This is a genomic window from Pseudorhizobium endolithicum, assembly GCF_902153245.2.
GTDB lineage: Bacteria > Pseudomonadota > Alphaproteobacteria > Rhizobiales > Rhizobiaceae > Neorhizobium > Neorhizobium endolithicum.
The window spans coordinates 241291-264213 of record NZ_CABFWF030000010.1; the positions used below are offsets into that span (position 1 = coordinate 241291).

Here is a 22923-nt window from a genome sequence, read left to right on the forward strand (position 1 = left end):
GTGGAACCTGACGCCTCCCTTGGGAATTTCCTTTCCGAACATGGAAGGAACAAAACATGGCACAGGAAAACGAATCTCCCGCCGTCAGCTCGATCAAGAAGGAGCGCGCCACCCAACGGGGCCGCGGCAAGAAGAGCGAACTTCAGGAAGGCCTGGAGGATACCTTTCCGGCCTCCGATCCGCTTTCGACGACCAGCACCGCAATACCGACCGGCACGACCCGACCGGCCGCGGCACGGCGTGGCGACGGAAGCTGGAGCGCGGAGACTGTCGGCGACGAATTCCCGCTCGTTGACGAGGCTCTTCGAGCCTCTGAGTCGGAAGACCCCGACCTGCCACTCGAGATCCAGCCCGAAGAGGTGCGAGCCCTGAGGGCCGAGGTTGCCCGACTAAAGGAGTCCGTCCTGGAACTCGCCTCCGGCACCACGCGGGTCGCGAAGGCACGGGCGCACGACGCGGTTGCGGATGTCGAGGATCGTATTCGCGAGCAGCCGTGGAAGGCGGTCGGCCTCGCAGCTGCGATCGGCTTCCTCTGCGGGCTCAGAAGATAAGGGCGCCGACCGGAGGAGAGAACCACCTCACGGCGCAGCAGGCATGGCGCGCTTGTGCGCGGAGGTGCGGTAGGCCGCCAGGATCTTCCGGAGCGACGGCTCCGGAAGATCCTTCCCCTCCAGGAAGTCATCGATCTCGTCATAGCTGACGCCGTAGACCTCCTCGTCCGGCTTCAGCGGTGTATCCGATTCCAGGTCGGCCGTAGGGACCTTGAACACGAGGTCCTGGGGCGCGCCGAGATGGCGGGCGAGCGCGCGCACCCGCCGCTTGTTCAGGCCCGCGAGCGGCAGGATGTCGGCGGCGCCGTCGCCGAACTTCGTGTAGAAGCCCATCAGCGCCTCGGCCGCATGGTCCGTCCCGATGACGACGCCGCGCGAGGCGCCGGCGAGCGCGAACTGCGCGATCATCCGCTGGCGTGCCTTGATGTTGCCTAGGTGGAAGTGGAACCGCCCGCCGGAGACGAGATCGTCCGCCTCCCGCCTCACCTCATCCATCATGGCGTCGGCGGCCGGCTTGATGTCGATGGTCACCGTGCGGTCGGGCGCAATGACCTGAAGCGATTTCTGCGCGTCCGCTTCATCCGCCTGGGTGCCATAGGGAAGCCTGACGGCAATGAATTCAGCGCTGATGCCGCCTGCCCTCAGCCTGTTCGCCGCCTCCTGCGCCAGCAGTCCCGCCGTAAGCGAATCGACGCCGCCGCTGATCCCGAGGACGAGGCTCCGCAGGGAATGGCGCTTCAGGTAATCCGAAAGGAATGCAATGCGGCGCTCGGCTTCTGCATGCGCATCGAAATCCCTCGTGACGCCGAGGACCCGCACGATCTCCGCCTGCTCGTTCAGCAAGTCTTGATGCCCATCTTGCAGCAGCCTGTCCACGTGGATCCTCCTTCTCACCATGCTTGGCGGGCCATTCTCATCATGGCCCGAGCGACGGACAACAACGCCGCATGGGTTTATGTTCCGCGCCCGGAAGGGACGTCCGTCCGCAGGTCCCGGCAAAGGAGAGGTCTTACAGGATAAGGAGAACAGAGGGGGTAAATGGTCGGGGCGACTGGACTCGAACCAGCGACCCCTTGACCCCCAGTCAAGTGCGCTACCGGGCTGCGCTACGCCCCGACCAGCTCTACGAGCAGGATTTCCCTAATCATTCGGCCGCGCCGGTGCAAGCGAAAAATCGCCTTCGGCAAGATTTGCAGGCGCCCGTCCCGATCTCAGGCGAAGCTCTGCGGCAGGCCGTCGAGCTTGCGGGCCAGGGAATAGTCGCGGCCATAGGATGTGCGGAAATTGCGGTCGCTTTCGTTCGCCATATCCTTGGCGGCAAGGACCGGAAACAGACCGTCCGGATAGGTGCCGGTCGCCGGCTGGCTGTCGCTGGACAGAAGTGACGTGAGAAGCTTCCAGATCATGAACCGTCCTCCAAACACCCCGCAATAACGGAGCATCCTCCCTACCGGTTCCCACCTTCTCAAGACTTTGTTTACGAAGATTTTACGACACCGGCGGCGACCCGCCGATGTCTCTCCGGCCTCGATCGGCCGATCTTACCGTCAGTAAGGCGAATAGCACTGGCGACGCGGTCCGTTATAGGGCTGGAAGGTGTTATCAGAAGCCCGGTAGGAACGATAGCGGGCATAGCACCAGCGGACATGGGCACTGCTGCCGCCGTAGTAACGGGGCTGCTGCTGGGCTGCGAGAGCGCCGCCGATAATGGCTCCGGCCGCGAGACCACCGATGATCGCGCCTGCATTGCCATGGCGATGACGGTAGTGGCGGTGACGGTAGTGGCGATGGCCACGCCAGTGGCGGTGCCTGTAGTGGCGATGCCTGTACTGGACCTGCTGGACGTCCTGCACTGTCTCCGCCTTGACGACCGGCGCGGACGGGAAGGCCTGGGCAGGCACGGTGCCTGATACCGCGGTCGCAAGCGAAATTAGGATAACTGCGAACTTTTTCATGTTTCCTCACCTCGTTTATTCGTCCCTCGGCAAGAGGTTCCGCCTTGCCGCCTGAACCAGAGGTGAACAACGCCTCCGACGAAGGAAGGTTGCGTTTCAGCGCACCTGATCGAGCAGACGCTTGCATTCCAGAAGGTCGAAAAGCGCCTCCTGCAGCAGTGCCCGATCCTCCTTGCCGATACTGCCCTTGCCGACGGATACCTCCGGCACGTCGCCTTCCCCGCTCGAACCGAAACCGAAGAAGCGCCCGCTCGGCTTTGCCTTCGGCCGCCCAACGACCTGATCCTCTTCCGCAGAACCGACTTTCGGCTCGGCATGCTTCTCGCTGCCGGCGGCCATGATGGCGTCGACGGTCGCAACATCGCCGGAGGCGATCGCCGACACGAACTTGTTGCCGTTGGTCTTCAGAAGCTTCTGTACGCCCTTGATGGTGTAGCCGTGGTCATAGAGCAGGTGCCGGATGCCCTTGAGGAGGTCGACATCCTCGGGGCGGTAGTAGCGGCGCCCGCCGCCGCGTTTCATCGGCTTGATCTGCGGGAACCGCGTCTCCCAGAAGCGCAGCACGTGCTGCGGTAGGTCCAGGTCCTCGGCGACCTCGCTGATGGTGCGGAAAGCGTCCGGGCTTTTGTCCACGTCAATCTCCCACAGGCGAGCATCATGCCCGCAAACGTGCCGTCATTCGCCATCGGTGACGGCAGGGCACGAATCGTCATTATTTCAGCGATGTACCCGCTGAAATTCAAGTAGGCCTGCAGGATTTGAACAGGTGAATGCGTCAGGCCGCCGGCACGGGCGGCTTCTGCTTCAGTTTGCGGGCATTGTGGGCGCGCAGGATTCGCTGCTTCAGTACGTTGGATGCCTTGAAGGTCATCACCCGCCGCGGCGAGATCGGCACTTCCTCGCCGGTCTTGGGATTGCGGCCGATCCGCTCGTTCTTGGAACGCACCTGGAAGGTGGCGAAGGAGGAGAGCTTCACAGTCTCGCCGCGCACGATCGCGTTGCAGATCTCATCGATGATCGTTTCCACCAGCTCGGCAGACTCCGTTCGCGAAAGCCCGACCTTGCGGAACACCGATTCCGCCAGATCCGCCCGTGTCACTGTCTTTCCGGCCATGATCCCCGCCCAGTTCACCTGTCGTCTGAAAGCTGGACGAGAGTATTTTGGTTAATCGCCAGGGTCAAGCTCTACTGCAAAATCAGCAGCTTCCGGCCGTGTCCTGCAAGGTACACTTCGCCGGCACTACCACCGGACGAGGACTGCGCCCCATGTGAACCCTCCGCCCATGGCTTCCAGCATCACGAGGTCGCCCTTCTTGATGCGGCCGTCATCGAGCGCGACGGACAGCGCGAGAGGGATGGAGGCGGCCGAGGTGTTCCCGTGCAGGTCCACCGTCACGACGACCTTTTCGGACGGAATTCCGAGTTTCTTGGCGGAGCCGTCGATGATGCGGCGGTTCGCCTGATGGGGCACCAGCCAGTCGAGATCGTCCGCGGTGGTTCCGGTCGCATGGAATGCCGCCTCGATCACGTCGGTGATCATACCCACAGCATGCTTGAAGACCTCCCGGCCCTCCATCCGCAGATGGCCGACGGTGCCGGTCGTCGACGGGCCGCCGTCGACATAGAGTTTTTCCTTGTGCGTTCCGTCGGATCTGAGATGAGAGGTGAGGACGCCGCGATCGGCGATCGTGCCCTCGCCTTGAGCCGCTTCGAGAATGAGCGCTCCCGCGCCGTCTCCGAACAATACGCAGGTGGTGCGGTCCTTCCAGTCCAGGATGCGCGAGAAGGTTTCCGCGCCGATCACCAGCACCCGCCTGGCCATCCCGCCGCGGATATACATGTCCGCCGTCGCCATGGCATAGACGAAGCCGGAGCAGACCGCCTGCATGTCGAAGGCGAAGCCGTGCGTCATGCCGAGGCGGTTCTGGATGTTTACCGCGGTCGCGGGGAACGTGTTGTCGGGCGTCGAGGTGGCAACCAGGATCATGTCGATGTCGTCCGGCGTCAACCCGGCCTTGTCGAGGGCGGCACGGGCGGCCGCTTCGCCGAGCGAGGCCGTCGTTTCACCCTCGCCGGCAATGTAACGCTGGCGGATACCCGTCCGCTGGACGATCCATTCGTCCGACGTCTCGACGATGCCCTCCAATTCGCGATTGGCAACAACGCGCTTGGGCAGGGCTGCCCCGTAACCGCGAACCACTGAACGGATCATGCTGTTCACATCCTGTCGTCAGGCCGCCTCGGGGCCAGCCGGCGGCTGGCGTCGGGCATGATAGATTCTCAAATCTTCGGCGATCTTTTCGGTCAGCCGGTTGCGGGCCATGTCGTAGCCGACGTCGATCGCCGCAGCGAATCCTTCCGCATCAGTGCCGCCATGGCTCTTGATGACGATGCCGTTGAGGCCGAGGAACACGCCGCCGTTGACCTTGCGGGGGTCCATCTTCTCGCGCAGCCGGTCGAAGGCGGCCTTGGCAAGAAGGTATCCCATCTTGGCAAGGAAGGTACGCGACATAGCCTCGCGAAGCAGCTGGGCGATCTGCCGGGCGGTACCTTCTGCAGCCTTCAGCGCGATATTGCCGGTGAAGCCTTCCGTCACGACCACGTCCACGGTTCCCTTGCCGATATCGTCGCCCTCGACGAAGCCGTGATAGGAAATCGTGGCGAGGTTCGCCTCGCGGATCAGCCGGCCGGCCTCCCTGACTTCCTCAAGGCCCTTGACCTCCTCCACGCCGACATTGAGAAGGCCGACGGTCGGACGATCGACCTCGAACAGGGCCCGCGCCATGGCACCGCCCATCAGGGCGAAGTCCATCAGCTGCTGGGCATCGGCGCCGATGGTCGCGCCGATGTCGAGAACGATGCTTTCGCCTTTCAGCGTGGGCCAGATGCCGGCAATGGCGGGCCGCTCCACATGGGCCATCGTGCGCAGACAGAACTTCGCCATGGCCATCAGCGCCCCGGTGTTGCCGGCGGAGACGGCAACGTCGGCCTCGCCGAGCTTCACCGCCTCGATCGAGCGCCACATGGTCGAGACGTATCGGCCTCGCCTCAAGGCCTGGCTCGGCTTCTCGTCCATGCCGACGGCCAGCTCGCAGTCATGGAAGACGGAACGCTCCCGCAGCTTCGGATATTTCTGCAGGTAGGGCTCGCACTGGGCCTTGAGGCCGTAGAGCACGAACGTGACGTCAGGGTGTCGTTCCAGTGCCTTCGCCGCACCGGCGATGACGACCTCGGGGCCGTAATCGCCTCCCATGACATCAACAGATATTCTGATCACGCGTCGCTGATCCTCTTGCTTCGCCGCAGGGGCGAAAATCGGAGCCAAAATAATGGTTCTGGCGGTGCTTACAACCCAACGGGGTCGATTTCCATCCTAGTCTTGCTTTTTCCAGTCCTTCAGGACGGCAAAGGGAGAAGGCTTGGCCTCATCCGTGGAAGGGTCGCCTTCGACGTGATCGGCGAACTCGGCGCTCGCTTTGCGCGGATAGGGATCAATCGCCAGGGCGGCGATTTCCGCAACCACCTCGCCCGCATCGATGGTGTCGCCCGTGAAGGTTTCGGGCAGATCCGGTCCCTCCGGATCGAGCACCATTTCCGACGTCTCGCTCAGGACGAGACGGGCAAGCTTGGAGCCTTCGGGGACGAAGATCTGCTCGAAGCTTTCGTCGATCCTGGAAAGGACCGGTTCAAGCGTCACCACGCAGGCCTGCTCGATTTCCGCCTCCACGCGCCCCTTGACGCGCACCCCGTCCTTCTTCCAGCGCGCAATCTGAAGGTCCGCCGTCAGGGATTTGACGTCCAGAACCTGCCAGAGATCAGCAAGCGCCTTGAGTTCGCGCGATCCCGCCTCGACATGCACGGTGACCGGATTGGCCGAAACATGGCCGACCCGGACGGGATAGGAGAAGGGAGGCGTGTCGCCCCCATGATGATGATCCTTCATGTCGTCCTCACTTGCCGGGCGGCGGCAAAAGGGCAGCGCCACGGGCGATTTCGTCTTCGGTGACCTCCGCCAGGAGTTCCTCCGCGCGGATCATCCAAGCGGCAAGCCCGTCCATCGACGGCGTGTCGGCCGCTTCCGGACGGATGTTCCGCGCCAGGGCCAGAGAGAGCGCCTCCCGGTCTCCGGCATCCAGTGCCGCCGCATAGCTTTCCAGGCGGCCATAGAACATGCCGGCGAGCTTCTTCATCCGCTTCGGCACGCCCTGGTCGCCGATGCCGAGCTCCCGAATCGAGTGATCGATGTCCTGGAAGAAGGCATCGACGATCTCCTGCGCCAGTTCCTGGCCGCTGACGCCGGATTTCGCCGTACGGCGGAAAAACAGGATCATGGCGATCGACAGCATCTCGAACCTGCCCATCACCGTATCCGGGACGCCGAGATCGATATAAAAGAAGGGGTCGCGCGCAGCCGATGTCAAGGAAGCGTACTGGCGGTCGACGATCGGCTGGTTTTGCTTTTTCTTCCTGAACAGGCCGAAGATCATCAGAACTCTCGCGGTTGGTCTCCATCTGTTGCATGGAAACGAAAGCTGGTTTACCGAAGCATTCACGAATTGCAACGTCGTTGCGCATATCTTCGGCGGCGGGAGAGGTTCCGGCTTGGGGGTCGGGCACGCCCTTCTCCCCGGAATAGCCACAATGATATGGACAGCAGACAAAGGCGAAGGCCGCAAGTTCGAATGTCGGAAAGCCTCAGAGGCGGGTGTTAAGGTCTGAAATGAAGTTCTTGAGCAGAACCGCAGTAGCGGCCATCGTCGCATCGACCGCAGTCGCCGGCTGCACGTCCATGGACATCGGCCAGACGATGTACAATGGCTACGTGATCGACCAGGAGTCGCTGGCCCTCATCCCGGTGGGATCGAGCCGGGAGCAGGTGCTGCTGACAATGGGGACCCCCTCGACCACCGCCACCTTCGACACCGAGGTGTTCTACTACATCTCGCAGAAGCGCGAGCGTCCGGTCGCCTTCATGAAGCCGCGCCTCGTGGAGCAGACGGTCCTGGCGATCTACTTCGACAAGGACGGCGTCGTGGCCAACAAGGCCAACTACACGCTCCAGGACGGCAAGGTGTTCGACACGATTTCGCGCACCACGCCGACCGGCGGACGCGACCTCACCTTCCTGCAGCAGTTGCTGTCGGGTGCCGGCGGCGCCGGCAATGCCAATGCCGCGAGGAACATCTTCCAGAACCTCGGCAACTGACCGAAGAACCTCAAGAGAAAGGGCCCGCGGAGCGATCCGCGGGCCCTTTCTCTTTTCTCCGTTACCGTAGCCGGATCAGCCGGCGAGCACCGCCAGCAGCAGCAGCGCCACGATGTTCGTGATCTTGATCGCCGGGTTGACGGCAGGGCCGGCCGTATCCTTGTACGGATCACCCACGGTGTCGCCGGTGACGGAAGCCTTGTGGGCTTCCGACCCCTTCATGTGCCGCGTGCCGTCCTTGTCGACGAAGCCGTCCTCGAAGCTCTTCTTGGCATTGTCCCAGGCACCGCCGCCGGAGGTCATCGAGATGGCGACGAAGAGGCCGTTGACGATGACGCCGAGCAGCGAGGCACCGAGGGCCGCAAAGGCCGAGGCCTTGGAGCCGGAAATCGCCAGCACGCCGAAATAGACGACGATCGGGGCCAGAACCGGCAGGAGCGACGGGACGATCATCTCCCGGATCGCCGCCTTGGTGAGGATGTCCACCGCCCGACCATAATCCGGCTTCACCGTTCCCTGCATGATGCCGGCATTGTCGCGGAACTGCTTGCGGACCTCCTCGACAATCGAGCCGGCGGCACGGCCGACGGCGGTCATGGCGATGCCGCCGAACAGGTAGGGGATGAGCCCCCCGAAGATCAGGCCGGCGACGACATAGGGGTTGGACAGGCTGAAGGAGATGTCGCCCATGCCCTGGAAGTATGGGTACTGCTCGCCATTCGCCGCGAAGTAGGCAAGGTCGTTCGAATAGGCGGCGAAGAGCACCAGGGCGCCGAGGCCGGCGGAGCCGATGGCATAGCCCTTGGTCACAGCCTTGGTGGTGTTACCCACCGCATCGAGCGCATCCGTGGACTTGCGCACGTCGGACGGCAGGCCGGACATTTCGGCAATACCGCCGGCATTGTCGGTCACAGGGCCGAAGGCGTCCAGCGCCACGATCATGCCGGCGAGGCCGAGCATGGCGGTGACGGCGATGCCGGTGCCGAACAGGCCGCCAAGCTGGTAGGTGGCGATGATGCCGGCGACGATGACGATCGCCGGCAGCGCCGTCGATTCCAGTGAGACGGCAAGGCCCTGGATGACATTGGTGCCGTGGCCGGTGACCGAGGCCTGGGCGATGGAGTTCACCGGCCGCTTGTTGGTGCCGGTGTAGTATTCGGTGATCACCACGATCAGGGCGGTGACGACCAGGCCCAGGATGCCGCAGATGAAGAGGTTCATCCCGGTGATGTCCTGACCCGCGACGGTACCGATCGAGCCCCAGCCGACGGTGACGGCAGTCGCCGCCCCCAGGCCGAGGATCGACAGGAGGCCGGTGACGATCAGGCCCTTGTAGAGGGCACCCATGATCGAGCCGTTGGTGCCGAGCTTGACGAAGAAGGTACCGATGATCGAAGTGACGATGCAGGCCGCGCAGATGGCCAGCGGATAGAGCATCGCGCTTTCGAGCACCGGCGCACCGGCGAAGAAGATCGCCGCGAGCACCATGGTGGCGACGACGGAGACGGCATAGGTCTCGAAGAGGTCGGCGGCCATGCCGGCGCAATCGCCGACATTGTCGCCCACGTTGTCGGCGATGGTGGCCGGGTTGCGCGGATCATCTTCCGGAATGCCGGCTTCGACCTTGCCGACGAGGTCGCCGCCGACATCCGCACCCTTGGTGAAGATGCCGCCGCCGAGGCGGGCGAAGATCGAGATCAGCGAGGCGCCGAAGCCGAGCGCCACCAGTGCATCGATGACTTCGCGCGAGCCGCTCTCGTAACCCAGCGCAGAAGTCAGGATCCAGAAGTAGATCGACACGCCGAGAAGGGCGAGACCGGCCACCAGCATGCCGGTGATGGCACCGGACTTGAAGGCAATGTCTAGGCCTGCCGAAAGGCTTTGCGAGGCTGCCTGGGCAGTGCGGACATTGGCGCGGACGGAGACGTGCATGCCGATGAAGCCGGCAGCGCCTGAGAGGACGGCGCCGATGATGAAGCCGATGGCGGCCGTTCCGGAGAGGAGCAGCCAGGTAAGCACGGTGACGACCGCGCCGACGATGGCGATGGTCATGTATTGCCGGGTTAGATAGGCCTGCGCCCCTTCCCGGATATAGCCTGCGATTTCCTGCATGCGGGCATTGCCCTGATCAGCGGCCAGCACGCTCCGCGTCGCCCAGACAGCATACGCTACGGACAGCAGGCCGCACACGATCACACCGAAAATTACGGTCATTCGTTTCTTCCTCTCCCTTTCGCGGCAAGGGTCCCCCTTGCGGCATGAACCGGCAACCACCTCCCCTCCCAAGGAACCAAGGGTTGCCGTGCGGGAGGGAGATTGCCTGCGAGGATGAGGTTGCGTCAAGCCCTAGAAAAGCAAGAGCCTTTAAGCCGCTTTTGCCACAGCCGTCTTGCGCATCAGGAGGAGGATGAGGACGAGGCAGAGAATGGTGACGGGCCAGATCACGAGGTTCATCGCCTCCCAACCCCACGCGGTGAAGACCTTGCCGGAGGAGAAGGAGGAGAGCGCCACCGTGCCGAAGAGGATGATGTCGTGGAAGCCCTGAACCTTGTCGGCCTCGTGCGGCCGATAGCTGGAGGCGACGATCGCCGTGGAGCCGATGAAGCCGAAGTTCCAGCCGATGCCGAGCAGCACCAGGGCGCCCCAGAAGTTCCAGAGTTCGATACCTATATGGGCGACAACGGCGCATCCCATCAGGATCAGGAGGCCGGCGGCGACCACCTTCTCCGTCCCAAAGCGGGAGATCAGCATGCCGGTGAAGAAGCTCGGGCCGAACATGGCGAGCACGTGCCACTGGATCCCGAGGGTGGCAAGATCGGTGGAGAAGCCGCAGCCGATCACCATGGCGAGCGGCGCGCCGGTCATCATGAAGGTCATCAGCGCGTAGGAGCCGATGCCGCAGATCATGCCGGTCATGAAGCGCTGCGTCAGCACGATCTCCTTGAGAGGACGCACCGGTGCGTCCTCCGCAGTCCGGACGCCCGCCTCCGGCAGTTTCAACGCCGCGAGGATCAGGATCGCTGCAAGGTTGAGCGGGATCAGTGCCACGAAGGCGCCGGCAAAGGTGACAGGCTCGAAGAGATCCTTGAACCAGATAGCCAGTTGCGGCCCGAGAATGGCGGAAACGATGCCGGCGGCGAGGATCCAGGAGATCGCCTTCGGCTTGTAGAAGCTCGGCGAAGCATCGGCGGCCGCGAAGCGGATCTTCTGGGTGAAGCCGCCGGAGACGCCGATGAGGAGCAGCCCGGTGGCGAAGAGCCAGAAGTCGGAGCGGAACAGCGCGACGGCGGCGATCCCTGCCCCGACCGCCCCCATCAGCGCGCCGAGCATGAAGCCCGCCTGCCGGCCGAGGAAGCGCGCCGCGATGGCGACGGCGACGGCGCCGAGCGCCACGCCGACGTTGAAGCCGGTGAGCGGCGCCGTCGCGAGTGACTTGTCCTCGCCCAGCATCTGGTAGGTGGCAAGGCCGCCGAGCGCGAAGGTGAGCGGCGGTGCCGCGCCGAGCAGCGCCTGGACCGCCGACAGCAGGAAGACGTTGCGCCTGGCGGCTTTGAGCTGCCCCTGAAGTCCCTCGACGCTGCCTTCCATAACGCTTCGTCTTTCCTGTTTTGCGGCCTATTTCGTCGTGGGGCTGCGAACCTGCTTGGCGATCCGGTCGAGGACGGCGTTGACGATCTTCGGCTCCTCGCCCTCGAAGAAGGCCTGGGCGATCTCGACATATTCCGTGACGATCACCGGTACCGGCACGTCCTTGCGCTCGAGGATTTCGAAGGTGCCGGCGCGCAGGATGGCGCGCAGCGTGGAATCCAGCCGCGACAGCGGCCAGTCGTTCTGGAGCGCCGAGCGCACGATCGGGTCGATCTTGACCTGGTCGCGCACGACGCCGGAGACGATCGAGCGGAACCAGGAGGCATCTGCCTTCAGGTAGGTTTCGCCATCGAGTTCCTGGCCGAGGCGATGGGCCTCGTACTCGGCGACCACTTCCAGCACGCCGGCGCCGCCGACATCCATCTGGTAGAGCGCCTGCACGGCGGCAAGACGTGCGGCTCCGCGCTGGTTGGCGGGCTTGACCGCCGGTTTTTCGTCGTTCGTCATCGGATCAACCATTCAGCTTCTCGCGCAGCGCGATCATCGTCAGCGCTGCACGTGCGGCAAAGCCGCCCTTGTCCTTGTCGGAGCGGCGCACGCGTGCCCAGGCCTGCTCGTCGTTTTCGACCGTCATGATGCCGTTGCCGATCGCCAGCGATTCCGAGACGGCGAGGTCCATCAGGGCGCGCGAGGATTCGTTGGCGACGATATCGAAATGGTAGGTCTCGCCCCGAATGACCATGCCGAGCGCGACGAATCCGTCATATTCGGTGCCGCCGGTCTCGGACGCATCGAGCGCCATGGCAATCGCCGGCGGAATCTCCAGAGCTCCGGGTACAGTCACGACATCCCAGGTCGCGCCCGCCTCCTTCAGCGCCGCGGTGGCTCCCTCGAGCAGCGCGTCGGACATGTCGTCATAGAAACGGGCCTCGACGATCAGGAGATGGGGCTTCGACGGTTCGGACATGAGGCTACCTTGGCGGAAAGGGCGTGCAAATCGGGATGGCGCGGGTCAAACCACGGCGGTGACAGGAAGGCAAGCATTTTTCCCGCATGGCTGATCATCGCTCCCGGCGAGACGCTGGCTCGTCATCCGGTCCACGGGTCGAGCCTGAGGATGTTCGGGATGCAGCCACGCGAAGTCCTTCGCGTGAGAAGAGCCCCCCGCGCCGCCGACGCGCCCCGGTCGCCGGAGGTCTGCTCTCCCTCATCCTGAGGTAGTCGGCCCTCGAAGGATCCATTTTGCACCACCACGCGCCAGTACCACCACCCACCCCTCTCTGAGGGGTCGCTGCGCGTTCGTCGCTGAAATCGATCGCTGGGGATCGACTTTTCCGCTGATGCGAAAGCTCCTCACCCCCTTCTCGCCGGATCGTCGAGCGCCGGGCTGTAGAAGAGCGACAGCGTCAGGCTCCTGGCGATGCGTTCGGCGGTGGCCATGAACCAGGCCTTGGCCTCCTCGTTCGGGGCGATGTCATCGAGGGTATCGGAAAACAGCGAGAGCCATTGCGGGAAGAGATCGGGCGTCATGTTGGCGACTCCCATATGCGCCTGGACAGGCTTGCCGCCATAGGCCCCGGTGCGGAAGGCGACGGAGGACCAGAAGGCCTTCATCTTTTCCATGTGCTCAGGCCAGCGGCCGGAAAGGCGCGCGTCGAAGACCGGGCCGAGTTCGGGATGGGCGAGCACGCGGCCGTAGAAGGTATCGACGAGGGTCGAGATGAAGGCTTCGTCGACACCGATCGCCTTCATCTCGGCGGCCGCGCGCTGACGGATTTCGGCGGAATGCGCCGCCCTGGCATTGAGATCGGGATGCATGTGCACGTCCTGTCGGTTGTGCCTTAGATAAGCGATCGGAGCCGGATTGCGAAGGGCGGAGGCGGCACTTGCGACGACGTGCCCCGGCGGGCACCTAACCGGCGGCATCCGGCGGCGGAGGAGCGGCACCCTGGCGACTACTTCCGGTAGTGGAACCGGCACTGAACGATTTCCAGCCGCTGATCGAGGCCGGAACCGGCGACCTGGTAGACGAAGCGGTGCTCACCTGAGATGCGCCTCGACCAGAAGCCAGCAAGGTCCCCTTTCAAGGGCTCGGGCTTACCAAGGCCGGAAAAGGGAGAGCGTCTGGCATCGCGTACAAGTTCGTTGATCCTCTCGACCATGCGAATGTCGGTCCGCTGCCAGAACAGGTAGTCGTCCCAGGCATAGGGCGTCCAGACGAGCTTCATTCAGAGCGTCGGATCCCGCTCTATCACCTGTCCTTGCCGCAGTTGTTCAATGCTCTCCCTCAGACGATCGGCGTTGGCAGGCGTCGAGACGAGATGAAGCGTCTCCTGCATGCTCTCATACTCATTCTCGGCGATGACCACGACCGACTCCTTCCCCTGCCGCGTCACCAGGAGTGGTGCACGCGATTCAAGAACAGCATCGAAATGGGTGGCGAAGTTCTGCCGGAACTCCGTGAATCGGACGGTAGGCATGGCGATCTGTCCTCGTGCGCAATGTACAGAAATATGTACAGATCCCTCCCGCATGTCAAGACATCGACCTGGTGACCGGAAACTCCGCCAGCCGCGCCGCATAACGGGCCATGGTGTCCACCTCCAAATTGACGAAATCGCCGGGCTTGCGGTCGCCCCAAGTGGTGACGGCGAGCGTGTGGCGGATGAGGAGGACGTCGAAATCGACGCCGCTGACGGCGTTGACGGTGAGCGAGGTACCGTCCAGCGCCACGGAGCCCTTCGGCGCGACGAAGCGGGCAAGCGCCTCTGGTGCCCGCAGGCGAATGCGGACGGCCTCGCCTTCCGGTTCGACGGACAGTATCTCCGCCTTGCCGTCGACATGGCCGGAGACGATGTGGCCGCCGAGTTCGTCGCCGATCTTCAGGGCACGTTCGAGATTGATGCGGGTGCCCTCCCGCCAGCCGGCGATGGTGGCCAGCCGCAGCGCCTCCTCCCAGGCCTCCACCTCGAACCAGCGCGCGTTCTCCCCCTCGCCCGGCAGCGCCGTGACGGTGAGGCAGACGCCGGAATGGGCGATGGAGGCGCCGATATCGATGCCTTGCGGGTCGTAGCTGGTGGCGATCCTGAGCCTCACGCCCTCGTCCATCGGCGTGACGGACAATACGGTGCCAATATCGGTGACGATGCCGGTGAACATCAGGGTGACCTTTCGTATTCGGTGAGCCGGTCGGGGCCGAAGGCTGCCTCGCGGAGGAGGCGGAAACCAGCCGGTATATCGGCACCCGTGACCGGCGATGCAATGCCGTTCGCACCGACCGTTACGGCGCCTTCGAAGAGGAGGATGCGGTCGACGAGGCCGGCCTCGAGGAAGCTCTTCGCCACCGCCGCGCCGCCTTCGACGAGGAGGGAGGAGATGCCGCGGGCGGCGAGCGTGGAAAGCAGCGTAGCGAGCGACCTGGTCTCGAGGATCTCGACGCCGGCAGCCGCAAGCTCAGTTCGGAGGCGCCCAAGTGTGGATGCGTCATCCCCTCCATCGGCCCGTCGCGCACCTTCTTCCTGCTCGCGGGGAGACGGAATGGATGCCAGCAGCACCGGCACTTGCCTTGCAGACCGCGCGAGCTTCGAGGCCGGCGACAGGTCGAGACGGCGGTTCAGCACGACTCGCAGCGGCGAACGGGTTTCCAGCCCCGGCGCACGGCAGGTGAGTTCGGGATCATCGGCCAACGCGGTACCGATCCCGACAAGGATGGCATCCATCTCGGCGCGCAGCACATGCACCTGGGCGCGGGCGGCGGGACCGGTGATGGTGATCTGTTCCTCGCCCCTGCGCCCGATCATGCCGTCGGCGGAAACCGCAAGTTTCAGAGTCACATGCGGACGGCCCTTCGTCTGGCGCATGAGGTAGGCCTGCAGCGCGCGGCGGCTCTCCTCCTCCAGGACGCCTTCATCCACCGCGATGCCGGCCTGGCGCAGGATGGCAAGGCCGCGGCCGGAAACACGCGGGTCCGGATCGGTAAGGGAAACGACGACTCGCGAGATGCCCGCCGCGACGATCGCATCGGCGCATGGCGGCGTCTTGCCGTGGTGGGAGCAGGGTTCGAGCGTGACATAGAGCGTCGCCCCCCTCGCCTTCTCGCCGGCCTGCGACAGTGCCTGGGTTTCGCCATGGGGACGGCCGCCGGGCGCGGTAACGGCGCGGCCGACAATCGCCCCGTCCCTGACCACGATGGCGCCGACGGAGGGATTGGTGGCTGTGAGCCCGGTGCGCCAGCGCGACAGGCGCATGGCGGCCGCCATGTAGCGCCGGTCCTCGGGCGTCACACTCATCGGGTTTAAGGCTCTAGCCCGGGGTCGCGGGCGATCTTGGCGTTGATTTCCTCGATGACCTTCTCGAAATCTTCCGCATGGGAGAAATCGCGGTAGACGGAGGCATAGCGGACGAAGGCGACGTCATCCAGGCTCTTCAGCGCCTCCAGCACCTGCAGGCCGATCTGTTCCGACGAGATTTCCGTCTCGCCCGAGCTTTCGAGCCGCCGGACGATGCCGGAGACGGCGCGCTCGATGCGGTCATTGTCGACCGGCCGCTTGCGCAGTGCGATCTGGAAGGAGCGCACCAGCTTGTCCCGGTCGAAGGGCACCTTGCGACCGGTCTTCTTCAGGACCATCAGTTCGCGCAACTGCACCCGTTCGAAGGTCGTGAAGCGGCCGCCGCAATCGGGGCAGATACGCCGCCGTCGGATGGAGGTGTTGTCTTCCGCCGGACGCGAATCCTTGACCTGTGTGTCTTCCGATCCGCAATAGGGGCAGCGCATCCCGTCTCCTTCGGCTTACATGTAGGGGTACATGGGGAAGCGGTTCGTCAGCGCCACGACCTTTTCCCGCATGGCGGCTTCGACGGCGGCATTGCCCTCGTCCGAATTGGCCGCCTTCAGGCCGTCGAGGACCTCCACGATGAAGTTGCCGATCTCGGTGAACTCGGCTTCCCTGAAGCCGCGCGTCGTGCCGGCCGGGGTGCCGAGACGGACGCCCGAGGTAACGAAGGGCTTTTCCGGGTCGAAGGGGATGCCGTTCTTGTTGCAGGTGATGTAGCCGCGGCCGAGTGCGGCTTCCGCCCGCTTGCCGGTGGCATTCTTCTTGCGCAGGTCGACCAGCATCAGGTGGTTGTCGGTGCCGCCGGAGACGATGTCGAGGCCGCCGGCCTTGAGGGCCTCGGCGAGCGTCTTGGCGTTTCTGACGATCTGGGCAGCATAGTCCTTGAACGCCGGCTGCAGCGCCTCGCCGAAGGCGACGGCCTTCGCGGCGATGATGTGCATCAGCGGCCCGCCCTGGAGGCCGGGGAAGACGGCGGAATTGAACTTCTTCGCAAGATCCTCGTCATTCGTCAGGATGACGCCGCCGCGAGGGCCGCGCAGCGACTTGTGGGTCGTGGTGGTGGCGACGTGGCAGTGCGGGAACGGCGACGGATGCTGGCCGCCCGCGACCAGGCCGGCGATATGGGCCATGTCGACCATGAGGTAGGCACCGACTTCGTCAGCGATCTCGCGGAAACGCTTCCAGTCCCATATGCGGGAATAGGCGGTCCCGCCTGCGATGATCAGCTTCGGCTTGTGGGTGCGCGCCTTCTCGGCCACATCGTCCATGTCGAGCAGGTGGTCGTCCTCGCGCACGCCATAGGAGACGACGTTGAACCACTTGCCGGACATGTTGACCGGCGAGCCGTGGGTCAGGTGGCCGCCGGAGTTGAGGTCGAGGCCCATGAAGGTATCGCCGGGCTGCAGGAGCGCCAGGAACACGGCCTGGTTCATCTGCGAACCGGAATTCGGTTGGACGTTGGCGAAATTGACGCCGAACAGCTTCTTCGCCCGCTCGATCGCCAGTTCCTCCGCGATGTCCACGAAGTGGCAGCCGCCGTAGTAGCGCTTGCCCGGATAGCCTTCCGCATATTTGTTCGTCATGATCGAGCCCTGGGCTTCGAGCACGGCGCGCGAGACGATGTTCTCCGAAGCAATCAGCTCGATCTCGTGGCGCTGGCGACCGAGTTCCTTCTCGATCGCGCCAAAGATTTCCGGATCGGATTCGGCCAGCGGACGGGAGAAGAAGGCGTCGGTGTTCGACATGGGCAGGGCTCCTCAGAGGGATCGGGTACGTGCGCCCTGCGTCTTACCCGTTGCCCCCATTTTCGGCAATACAGCATGCGACATTTGCAGGTGCGAAGACGCGACCCTCCGGACAAGAAAGCCGCGGCAAGGACCGCGGCTTCCAGACTCTTGGGACAAGACGCTCCCGCTTATTGCGGCAGGAAGTCTTCCTCGCTGATCGGGCCGGCCGACTGCTCGACGCCCGTGGTCGTCTGCAGCGCGAGTTCCGTTGCGCCGTCCATCTGATAGATATCGTCGCGGAACTGGACGATGCCGTCGGCTGCGGACCATGCGCTGATGTAGACGATGTAGATCGGCACTTCCTCCGCCAGCTTGATGGGCGTGTTGACGCGGCTGGCAATCACCCGCTCCATGTTCTGGCGCTCCCAGCCGGGCGTCTCCCTGAGCAGCCATGTCGTCAGGTCGCGGACGTTCTGCGCGCGAATGCATCCGGAGGATTCGAACCGCATCAGTTTGTTGAACAGGCCCTGCTGGGGCGTGTCGTGCATGTACTCGTTGTGCGGGTTGTGGAAGTTGATCTTCGTCGACGCCATCGCGTTGATCTTGCCGGGATCCTGGCGGAACATCAGGTTCGGCGCCTTGGGCGCGTTCCAGTCCACCGTCTCCGGCGCCACCTCGTTGCCGTTGCCGTCGAACAGGCGGATGTTGTTGCGCGTCAGATAGGTCGGATCCTTGCGCATCAGCGGCACGATGTCCTTCTCGACGATCGAGCGCGGCGCGGTCCAGTACGGGTTGAGGATGACCTCGTAGATCTTCGAATTGATCACGTGGGTCGGACGGTCGATCTTCCCGACGACCGCCGTGTTGCGCAATGCAACGCGATCATTTTCGACGGCTTCGATGTAAGCCGCCGGGATATTGACCATGACATAGCGGCGACCGAGATCACCGGACATGGACTGCAGCCGAACGAGGTTCGTTTCGAGCTGGTGCAGCCGCGTCGCGGCAGAGACGTTCATCGCCTTGACCGTGAACTCGCCCATGACGCCGTCGGCCGGCAGGCCGTGCCGAGCCTGGAAACGCTTCACCGCGCCGTCCACATAGGAATCGAACGCGGCAGACATGCCGGCGGATTGAGGCAGATCGCCGGAGATCATCAGGCGTTGACGCACCTGAGGCACGAGAGGATCCACTACCCCGAGACGCAAGGTCTGGGCGGGGTTGACCTCCGGCCAGCCGCCGTTGGCGACGATCGTCTGGTAGTTCATGATGGCCTGCTGAATGTTCACCGGCGCATGCGAGCCAAGCACGGGATTGTTCGTGGCGACAGCTGCGACGGTACGGGAGCTTCCCTTTGCGTCGAACTGATCATCCCAGGCGCCGCGACGGGGCGCGGCGATCAAGCTCTCGATGGCGGTCTGGGCGAGAGCCGGCGTCGCGAGCGCGACGGCGCCGAAAGAAGCAGCCGAGTGCAGAAGCCCCCGGCGAGAAACACGTTCCGATCCGATTTTCTTCGACATCATCCTACCCATCTCGTCCAGCGGCATGTCGTTCAGGCCTAGCGGGACATGGTTAACAAAGGCGCAAGATGCGCAGCCGGCGACGACACCAAAGGGTGATTCCAATCCCAGCAACCCGTAAGCGCGGATCACATGGCAATATGGCCAATTCGTGTCGCGACAAGCTTGCCAGGTTCGCCAAGATTATATTGGGTGCTATATGCTCTTCAAAATTGCGAGTTAAAATCATGCACCTTGACCAGGCGGCTACAGAATCCTCCGCCGCGGCTCCAGCGCTCACGCTGACGCGCCCCCTACATCCCAGCGAATATCTCAACATCGACGAGTGCACCTACAAGAATGGAGGGCGCATCAAGGACATCTATGTCCACCACGGACTACCCCATGCGGTGATCAAGATCATCCGCCCGTCCAGCGTCGACAAGTACGGACGTTTCTGGGAACACAAAGGCCTCAAATATCCTAGTCCAACCGGCGCCTATCGTCACTTTCGCCGAGAACTGACCCAGTATCTGGAACTATGCCGTCGTGGCTATGCTGACAACCGGATGCAGTTCCCGATGGCCACGCCGCTAGGGTTCATGCCGACCGACCGGGGTCTGGCTCTTATCAGCGAGAGGATCATGGACAGAGACAGGGACCTTGGCCCCTCTCTGGAGGATCTGATCAGGACGCGCTCGGTCACCAAGACGCATATCGAGGCGCTGGGGAGATTGTTCGAGGAATGCATCCGGCTGCACATCATCGTAGGCGACTGCAATACAGGTGCCATGGTCTACACGGAAAGCAGGAGCGTCCAGCCGGAATTCGTCCTAGTCGATGGTTTAGGCGACAAGAACCTGATCCCGCTAAGAACAATGAGCTGGCACTACAACCGCCGGAAGCTCTTGAAGGCGCGGAGCCGCATCCTGAACGAAATAGCGGAAAAGATGCCGGACCTCGCATCCGTCGTGCCAAGGCACTAGCCAAGATGCGGGAAACCGGACGCGCAGGGGACGCATCCGGTTTGGTACGACTGGAGGAGACGCCGATTAGAGACGATAGGCGATGGTGTCGTTCCAGAAGCGGTCAAGGCGCTGCAGGAGCTTGTTCATCTGGGCGAATTCGCCCTCGCCGATGCCGCCGACCTTTTCGATCGAGCCGATATGGCGTTCGTAGAGCTTTGCGACGGTTTCGGCGATCTCCTGGCCTTCCTCGGTCAGGCTGATGCGGACCGAGCGGCGGTCGATGCGCGAGCGCTGGTGGTTGATGAAGCCGAGGTCGACCAGCTTCTTGACGTTGTAGGAAACGTTCGAGCCGAGATAGTAGCCCCGCGAGCGAAGTTCGCCGGCCGAGAGTTCCGAGTTGCCGATGTTGAAGAGCAGCAGCGCCTGGACGGCGTTGATGTCATCGCGGCCCTGCCGGTCGAACTCGTCCTTGATGACGTCGAGAAGGCGGCGGTGGAGACGCTCGACCAGGTGCAGGGACTCCAGGTAGAGCGAGCGAATTGCATCTTCGCGGGTATCGGCAGCGACGGCTGCCTGCGGCTTCAGCTTCGTGTTCATGATGTCTGCCTCACTGTTTTGCTTGGCGGTGTCTGTTTTTTCCCGCCTTGTGAGTGACACTATCGAATGCCCATAAAATTCGACTTAAAACATATGTTTAACAATAGCTTACCAGCCCCACGCAGATTGCGGCGCATCCGCGGCGGGGCACTGTGGGTCACGATTCGCTTCAGTAAAATCAATGACTTGACCCGAAAATTCATTCAAATCGCGGCCGCAAAAGCTTTCGAGCTAAGGTAAATCACCGGTTACCTGCTCCGCCCGGCGACGCTCCTCCAGCCACAGGGCGATACGAAAGAGCACGTAGAGCGACGCCACGAGGGCGTGGAAAAGCAGCACGAAACTGTTCGTCCCGAAGATGTCGGACCAGAGCTTGAACATCAGCACCTGCGTCACGGCCGCCAGGGCAAACAGCACCGGGCCCCAGGAGACGGTAAGCCACAGACCGAGAGAGGCAATGGGAAAGAGCACCGCAAGGCTGGGAGCGGCGACTTGCCAAGGCAGTGACAGGAGATCGAAGCGCGCCCTACCCCCCAGCGAATAGCCGACGAGCATCGCCCAGTACTGCAGGCCGAACCACAGGCATGTGACGGCCACGAGGCGCAGGAAGACCACGAAGAGGATTTGCGTCAGCGTGCGCTTCGGCACCGTGGGTGAATCAGGCTCCATGGCACAAGCATATCCGGCAGGACCTGCAGCGGCTAGCTGTTACCCGGCGCGCGGCGATCTGACCATTCGCAATCACCGTTCCAGATGCTAAGACCGGCCCACACGAGAGAAAGCGAGGCACTTCCATGAGCGACAAGACCCACCTCGTCGACGAGATCACCGGCCACCGCCGCATGCGGCGCAATCGCAAGGCGGACTGGACGCGGCGGCTCGTCCAGGAGAGCCGGCTGGGCGTCGACGACCTGATCTGGCCGATCTTCATCGTGCCCGGCACCGGGATCGTCGATCCGATCGCGGCCATGCCCGGCGTCAACCGCATGAGCGTCGACAAGGCGGTAGAGGCGGTGAAGGAAGCGGCCGATCTCGGCATTCCGGCGATCGCCACCTTTCCCGACATCGAGATGGACCTGCGCGACGAGACGGGCTCGCAGAGCCTTGTCGCCGACAACCTCATCAACAAGGCGACGGCGGCAATCAAGAAGGCCGTGCCGAACATCGGCGTCATCACCGACGTAGCGCTCGATCCGTTCACCAGCCACGGCCATGACGGCATCCTGCGGGACGGGGTGATCGTCAATGACGAGACGGTGGACCAGATCGTGCGCGCGGCGGTGATGCAGGCCGATGCAGGCGCCGACATTATCGCCCCGTCGGACATGATGGACGGCCGGATCGGTGCCATCCGGCGCGGGCTGGATGCTGCCGGACACCAGGACGTCGGCATCATGTCCTATGCCACCAAGTTTGCCTCCGGCTTCTACGGACCCTATCGCGAGGCGATCAACACCGGCGGACTGCTGAAGGGCGACAAGAACAGCTATTACATCAGTCCCGCCAACGCCACTGAGGCGCTCCGCGATGCGGCCCTCGATGTCGAGGAGGGCGCCGACATGCTGATGGTAAAGCCGGGGATTGCCTATCTCGACATCTGCTGGCGCATCAAGGAAGCCTTCGGCCTGCCAACCTTCGCCTACCAGGTCTCCGGCGAATACACGCAGATCAAGGCGGCGGCGATGAACGGCTGGATCGACGGCGAGCGGATCATGATGGAGACGCTGCTCTGCTTCAAGCGCGCCGGCTGCGACGGGATCCTCACCTATTTCGCCGTGGACGTGGCGAGGAATCTGGCGAAGGGGTGAGTAAAGTCTAGACAGGAATCTAGATCCAGTTCATCCTGCCTACCTGAAGGACCATGCATGGGGCCGAAGCAGTTCGGATGGCATGAACCCAAACGGCAGAAGACGCTTTCGGAGCGCGGCGTCGATTTCGTCCGCATGACCCTCGCCTTCAGCGATCCGGCGAAGCTCGTTTGGGTGGACGACCGACGCGACTATGGAGAGGTTCGGTACAACATGCTCGCTGAGATGAAGGGCGCCTTTTTATCATGTAACCTTCACGATAAGAGGCGATCTCATCTGGATCATTTCGGCTCGGAAGGCGAACGACAGGGAGTATAGAAACTATGGAAGACGGTAGAACCATGCATGCCGTCCTGGTTGGCGACACTCTTTATCAGAAGCACGCGGACGGCACCCTCGTGCCCCTGGAGGACCAGAGCGATGACGCTCGCCTCGACGCCATGACGGCAGAGGAAATCGAGGCGATTGCCGCCGCAGACGAAGATGGCCCGCCGATGTCGGACGAGGAGTGGGCGAAGGCGGTGGTGCTTCCCGCCAAGGTTCCCGTCGGCATCAAGCTGGACCGGGACGTTCTGGACTGGTTCAAGGCGGGAGGGCGCGGCTACCAGACGCGGATGAACGCTGTGCTGCGGCGTTACATGGAAGCGCACCGCAAGACCGGCTGACGCGTTGCAATCGCGGCCCCTGCCT

29 protein-coding genes and 1 tRNA gene are annotated in these 22923 nt (G+C 63.4%); 6 read left to right on the plus strand and 24 right to left on the minus strand.

What is annotated here, in order from left to right:
• The first annotated feature begins 56 nt into the window (after nucleotides 1-56).
• On the plus strand, nucleotides 57-551 hold the full coding sequence (locus tag RTCK_RS06960; RefSeq protein ID WP_142592269.1) for a DUF883 family protein: 495 nt from the start codon (nucleotides 57-59) through the stop codon (nucleotides 549-551).
• Between the two features lie 27 nt (nucleotides 552-578).
• On the opposite strand, the gene nadE is transcribed toward RTCK_RS06960, so the two are convergent.
• The 10 genes from nadE to RTCK_RS07010 all read right to left on the minus strand — a co-directional run bounded on the left by nadE (nucleotide 579) and on the right by RTCK_RS07010 (nucleotide 6993).
• The gene (gene nadE / locus RTCK_RS06965; RefSeq protein ID WP_185927940.1) at nucleotides 579-1427 is read right to left on the minus strand and encodes an ammonia-dependent NAD(+) synthetase; all 849 of its coding nucleotides are present in this window, start codon (nucleotides 1425-1427) and stop codon (nucleotides 579-581) included.
• 163 nt (nucleotides 1428-1590) lie between these two features.
• Nucleotides 1591-1667: transfer RNA gene (locus RTCK_RS06970), tRNA-Pro, on the minus strand.
• 95 nt (nucleotides 1668-1762) lie between these two features.
• On the minus strand, nucleotides 1763-1957 hold the full coding sequence (locus RTCK_RS06975) for a hypothetical protein (RefSeq protein WP_142521090.1): 195 nt from the start codon (nucleotides 1955-1957) through the stop codon (nucleotides 1763-1765).
• Between the two features lie 141 nt (nucleotides 1958-2098).
• On the minus strand, nucleotides 2099-2506 hold the full coding sequence (locus tag RTCK_RS06980; protein ID WP_142592271.1) for a BA14K family protein: 408 nt from the start codon (nucleotides 2504-2506) through the stop codon (nucleotides 2099-2101).
• A 96-nt stretch (nucleotides 2507-2602) separates the two neighbouring features.
• On the minus strand, nucleotides 2603-3139 hold the full coding sequence (locus RTCK_RS06985; protein WP_142592272.1) for a MerR family transcriptional regulator: 537 nt from the start codon (nucleotides 3137-3139) through the stop codon (nucleotides 2603-2605).
• Nucleotides 3140-3281: 142 nt separating this feature from the next.
• Nucleotides 3282-3620: an integration host factor subunit alpha gene (locus RTCK_RS06990; protein WP_142521093.1), complete on the minus strand. Its 339-nt coding sequence runs from the start codon at nucleotides 3618-3620 to the stop codon at nucleotides 3282-3284.
• 126 nt (nucleotides 3621-3746) lie between these two features.
• Nucleotides 3747-4718, minus strand: a complete 972-nt coding sequence (locus RTCK_RS06995; RefSeq protein ID WP_142592273.1) for a beta-ketoacyl-ACP synthase III — start codon at nucleotides 4716-4718, stop codon at nucleotides 3747-3749.
• An 18-nt stretch (nucleotides 4719-4736) separates the two neighbouring features.
• The gene (gene plsX / locus RTCK_RS07000; protein ID WP_142521095.1) at nucleotides 4737-5783 is read right to left on the minus strand and encodes a phosphate acyltransferase PlsX; all 1047 of its coding nucleotides are present in this window, start codon (nucleotides 5781-5783) and stop codon (nucleotides 4737-4739) included.
• 96 nt (nucleotides 5784-5879) lie between these two features.
• Nucleotides 5880-6449, minus strand: a complete 570-nt coding sequence (locus tag RTCK_RS07005) for a YceD family protein (protein ID WP_142592274.1) — start codon at nucleotides 6447-6449, stop codon at nucleotides 5880-5882.
• 7 nt (nucleotides 6450-6456) lie between these two features.
• Nucleotides 6457-6993, minus strand: a complete 537-nt coding sequence (locus tag RTCK_RS07010; protein WP_142592275.1) for a ubiquinol-cytochrome C chaperone family protein — start codon at nucleotides 6991-6993, stop codon at nucleotides 6457-6459.
• Between the two features lie 233 nt (nucleotides 6994-7226).
• Between RTCK_RS07010 and RTCK_RS07015 the strand changes: the two genes are divergently transcribed.
• Nucleotides 7227-7712 (plus strand): outer membrane protein assembly factor BamE, encoded by a 486-nt coding sequence (locus RTCK_RS07015; protein WP_142521098.1) that lies wholly within the window; start codon nucleotides 7227-7229, stop codon nucleotides 7710-7712.
• A 75-nt stretch (nucleotides 7713-7787) separates the two neighbouring features.
• Here the strand turns inward: RTCK_RS07015 and RTCK_RS07020 are convergent, their stop codons facing one another.
• The 12 genes from RTCK_RS07020 to RTCK_RS07075 form a co-directional block, all read right to left on the minus strand.
• Nucleotides 7788-9926, minus strand: a complete 2139-nt coding sequence (locus RTCK_RS07020) for a sodium-translocating pyrophosphatase (protein ID WP_142592276.1) — start codon at nucleotides 9924-9926, stop codon at nucleotides 7788-7790.
• A 150-nt stretch (nucleotides 9927-10076) separates the two neighbouring features.
• The gene (locus RTCK_RS07025) at nucleotides 10077-11300 is read right to left on the minus strand and encodes an MFS transporter (RefSeq protein ID WP_142592277.1); all 1224 of its coding nucleotides are present in this window, start codon (nucleotides 11298-11300) and stop codon (nucleotides 10077-10079) included.
• 27 nt (nucleotides 11301-11327) lie between these two features.
• On the minus strand, nucleotides 11328-11807 hold the full coding sequence (nusB, locus tag RTCK_RS07030) for a transcription antitermination factor NusB (protein ID WP_142592278.1): 480 nt from the start codon (nucleotides 11805-11807) through the stop codon (nucleotides 11328-11330).
• A gap of 4 nt (nucleotides 11808-11811) precedes the next feature.
• A complete protein-coding gene (gene ribH, locus RTCK_RS07035) occupies nucleotides 11812-12267 on the minus strand; it encodes a 6,7-dimethyl-8-ribityllumazine synthase (protein ID WP_142521102.1) in 456 nt (151 codons plus the stop codon).
• Nucleotides 12268-12653: 386 nt separating this feature from the next.
• A complete protein-coding gene (locus RTCK_RS07040; protein ID WP_142521103.1) occupies nucleotides 12654-13118 on the minus strand; it encodes a group III truncated hemoglobin in 465 nt (154 codons plus the stop codon).
• 137 nt (nucleotides 13119-13255) lie between these two features.
• Nucleotides 13256-13528 carry a Txe/YoeB family addiction module toxin gene (locus RTCK_RS07045; protein WP_142521104.1) on the minus strand — a complete coding sequence of 91 codons (273 nt, stop codon included), beginning with the start codon at nucleotides 13526-13528 and terminating at the stop codon, nucleotides 13256-13258.
• Nucleotides 13529-13780 carry a type II toxin-antitoxin system Phd/YefM family antitoxin gene (locus RTCK_RS07050; RefSeq protein WP_142521105.1) on the minus strand — a complete coding sequence of 84 codons (252 nt, stop codon included), beginning with the start codon at nucleotides 13778-13780 and terminating at the stop codon, nucleotides 13529-13531.
• Between the two features lie 55 nt (nucleotides 13781-13835).
• Nucleotides 13836-14459, minus strand: coding sequence for a riboflavin synthase (locus tag RTCK_RS07055; RefSeq protein ID WP_142521106.1), 624 nt, complete (start codon nucleotides 14457-14459; stop codon nucleotides 13836-13838).
• Complete coding sequence (ribD, locus tag RTCK_RS07060; RefSeq protein ID WP_142592279.1) at nucleotides 14459-15589, minus strand: bifunctional diaminohydroxyphosphoribosylaminopyrimidine deaminase/5-amino-6-(5-phosphoribosylamino)uracil reductase RibD; 1131 nt, start codon at nucleotides 15587-15589, stop codon at nucleotides 14459-14461. Before ribD ends, RTCK_RS07055 begins: the two co-directional genes overlap by 1 nt.
• A gap of 5 nt (nucleotides 15590-15594) precedes the next feature.
• A complete protein-coding gene (gene nrdR / locus RTCK_RS07065; protein WP_142592280.1) occupies nucleotides 15595-16074 on the minus strand; it encodes a transcriptional regulator NrdR in 480 nt (159 codons plus the stop codon).
• A gap of 15 nt (nucleotides 16075-16089) precedes the next feature.
• Nucleotides 16090-17379 carry a serine hydroxymethyltransferase gene (gene glyA, locus RTCK_RS07070; RefSeq protein WP_142592281.1) on the minus strand — a complete coding sequence of 430 codons (1290 nt, stop codon included), beginning with the start codon at nucleotides 17377-17379 and terminating at the stop codon, nucleotides 16090-16092.
• A 170-nt stretch (nucleotides 17380-17549) separates the two neighbouring features.
• Nucleotides 17550-18881 (minus strand): L,D-transpeptidase family protein, encoded by a 1332-nt coding sequence (locus RTCK_RS07075; protein ID WP_142592282.1) that lies wholly within the window; start codon nucleotides 18879-18881, stop codon nucleotides 17550-17552.
• A gap of 227 nt (nucleotides 18882-19108) precedes the next feature.
• Here RTCK_RS07075 and RTCK_RS07080 point away from each other — a divergent pair, with 227 nt between their 5' ends.
• On the plus strand, nucleotides 19109-19846 hold the full coding sequence (locus RTCK_RS07080; RefSeq protein ID WP_185927941.1) for a YrbL family protein: 738 nt from the start codon (nucleotides 19109-19111) through the stop codon (nucleotides 19844-19846).
• A gap of 66 nt (nucleotides 19847-19912) precedes the next feature.
• Here the strand turns inward: RTCK_RS07080 and ldtR are convergent, their stop codons facing one another.
• Nucleotides 19913-20425: a transcriptional regulator LdtR gene (ldtR, locus tag RTCK_RS07085; protein ID WP_142521111.1), complete on the minus strand. Its 513-nt coding sequence runs from the start codon at nucleotides 20423-20425 to the stop codon at nucleotides 19913-19915.
• A gap of 231 nt (nucleotides 20426-20656) precedes the next feature.
• On the minus strand, nucleotides 20657-21094 hold the full coding sequence (locus RTCK_RS07090; protein ID WP_142592284.1) for a DUF6163 family protein: 438 nt from the start codon (nucleotides 21092-21094) through the stop codon (nucleotides 20657-20659).
• 125 nt (nucleotides 21095-21219) lie between these two features.
• On the opposite strand from RTCK_RS07090, the gene hemB reads away from it, so the two are divergent.
• Genes hemB through RTCK_RS07105 form a run of 3 tightly spaced genes read left to right on the plus strand, consistent with a single transcriptional unit; the run spans nucleotide 21220 to nucleotide 22898 of the window.
• Entirely contained in the window at nucleotides 21220-22233 is a 1014-nt protein-coding gene (gene hemB, locus RTCK_RS07095; protein WP_142592285.1) for a porphobilinogen synthase, read from the plus strand.
• A 57-nt stretch (nucleotides 22234-22290) separates the two neighbouring features.
• Nucleotides 22291-22551 carry a BrnT family toxin gene (locus RTCK_RS07100; protein WP_185927942.1) on the plus strand — a complete coding sequence of 87 codons (261 nt, stop codon included), beginning with the start codon at nucleotides 22291-22293 and terminating at the stop codon, nucleotides 22549-22551.
• Nucleotides 22552-22556: 5 nt separating this feature from the next.
• Nucleotides 22557-22898, plus strand: a complete 342-nt coding sequence (locus RTCK_RS07105; protein WP_235988608.1) for a BrnA antitoxin family protein — start codon at nucleotides 22557-22559, stop codon at nucleotides 22896-22898.
• The last annotated feature ends 25 nt before the right edge of the window (nucleotides 22899-22923 follow it).

Bases quoted from the DNA above. Each gene is read 5' to 3' on its own strand.
- RTCK_RS06960 (WP_142592269.1), top strand. From the start codon at position 57: ATGGCACAGGAAAACGAATCTCCCGCCGTCAGCTCGATCAAGAAGGAG.
- RTCK_RS06975 (WP_142521090.1), bottom strand. From the start codon at position 1,957: ATGATCTGGAAGCTTCTCACGTCACTTCTGTCCAGCGACAGCCAGCCG.
- RTCK_RS06980 (WP_142592271.1), bottom strand. From the start codon at position 2,506: ATGAAAAAGTTCGCAGTTATCCTAATTTCGCTTGCGACCGCGGTATCA.
- RTCK_RS06990 (WP_142521093.1), bottom strand. From the start codon at position 3,620: ATGGCCGGAAAGACAGTGACACGGGCGGATCTGGCGGAATCGGTGTTC.
- RTCK_RS06995 (WP_142592273.1), bottom strand. From the start codon at position 4,718: ATGATCCGTTCAGTGGTTCGCGGTTACGGGGCAGCCCTGCCCAAGCGC.
- RTCK_RS07005 (WP_142592274.1), bottom strand. From the start codon at position 6,449: ATGAAGGATCATCATCATGGGGGCGACACGCCTCCCTTCTCCTATCCC.
- RTCK_RS07010 (WP_142592275.1), bottom strand. From the start codon at position 6,993: ATGATCTTCGGCCTGTTCAGGAAGAAAAAGCAAAACCAGCCGATCGTC.
- RTCK_RS07015 (WP_142521098.1), top strand. From the start codon at position 7,227: ATGAAGTTCTTGAGCAGAACCGCAGTAGCGGCCATCGTCGCATCGACC.
- RTCK_RS07020 (WP_142592276.1), bottom strand. From the start codon at position 9,926: ATGACCGTAATTTTCGGTGTGATCGTGTGCGGCCTGCTGTCCGTAGCG.
- RTCK_RS07025 (WP_142592277.1), bottom strand. From the start codon at position 11,300: ATGGAAGGCAGCGTCGAGGGACTTCAGGGGCAGCTCAAAGCCGCCAGG.
- nusB (WP_142592278.1), bottom strand. From the start codon at position 11,807: ATGACGAACGACGAAAAACCGGCGGTCAAGCCCGCCAACCAGCGCGGA.
- ribH (WP_142521102.1), bottom strand. From the start codon at position 12,267: ATGTCCGAACCGTCGAAGCCCCATCTCCTGATCGTCGAGGCCCGTTTC.
- RTCK_RS07040 (WP_142521103.1), bottom strand. From the start codon at position 13,118: ATGCATCCCGATCTCAATGCCAGGGCGGCGCATTCCGCCGAAATCCGT.
- RTCK_RS07045 (WP_142521104.1), bottom strand. From the start codon at position 13,528: ATGAAGCTCGTCTGGACGCCCTATGCCTGGGACGACTACCTGTTCTGG.
- RTCK_RS07050 (WP_142521105.1), bottom strand. From the start codon at position 13,780: ATGCCTACCGTCCGATTCACGGAGTTCCGGCAGAACTTCGCCACCCAT.
- RTCK_RS07055 (WP_142521106.1), bottom strand. From the start codon at position 14,459: ATGTTCACCGGCATCGTCACCGATATTGGCACCGTATTGTCCGTCACG.
- ribD (WP_142592279.1), bottom strand. From the start codon at position 15,589: ATGAGTGTGACGCCCGAGGACCGGCGCTACATGGCGGCCGCCATGCGC.
- nrdR (WP_142592280.1), bottom strand. From the start codon at position 16,074: ATGCGCTGCCCCTATTGCGGATCGGAAGACACACAGGTCAAGGATTCG.
- glyA (WP_142592281.1), bottom strand. From the start codon at position 17,379: ATGTCGAACACCGACGCCTTCTTCTCCCGTCCGCTGGCCGAATCCGAT.
- RTCK_RS07075 (WP_142592282.1), bottom strand. From the start codon at position 18,881: ATGTCGAAGAAAATCGGATCGGAACGTGTTTCTCGCCGGGGGCTTCTG.
- RTCK_RS07080 (WP_185927941.1), top strand. From the start codon at position 19,109: ATGCACCTTGACCAGGCGGCTACAGAATCCTCCGCCGCGGCTCCAGCG.
- ldtR (WP_142521111.1), bottom strand. From the start codon at position 20,425: ATGAACACGAAGCTGAAGCCGCAGGCAGCCGTCGCTGCCGATACCCGC.
- RTCK_RS07090 (WP_142592284.1), bottom strand. From the start codon at position 21,094: ATGGAGCCTGATTCACCCACGGTGCCGAAGCGCACGCTGACGCAAATC.
- hemB (WP_142592285.1), top strand. From the start codon at position 21,220: ATGAGCGACAAGACCCACCTCGTCGACGAGATCACCGGCCACCGCCGC.
- RTCK_RS07100 (WP_185927942.1), top strand. From the start codon at position 22,291: ATGGGGCCGAAGCAGTTCGGATGGCATGAACCCAAACGGCAGAAGACG.
- RTCK_RS07105 (WP_235988608.1), top strand. From the start codon at position 22,557: ATGGAAGACGGTAGAACCATGCATGCCGTCCTGGTTGGCGACACTCTT.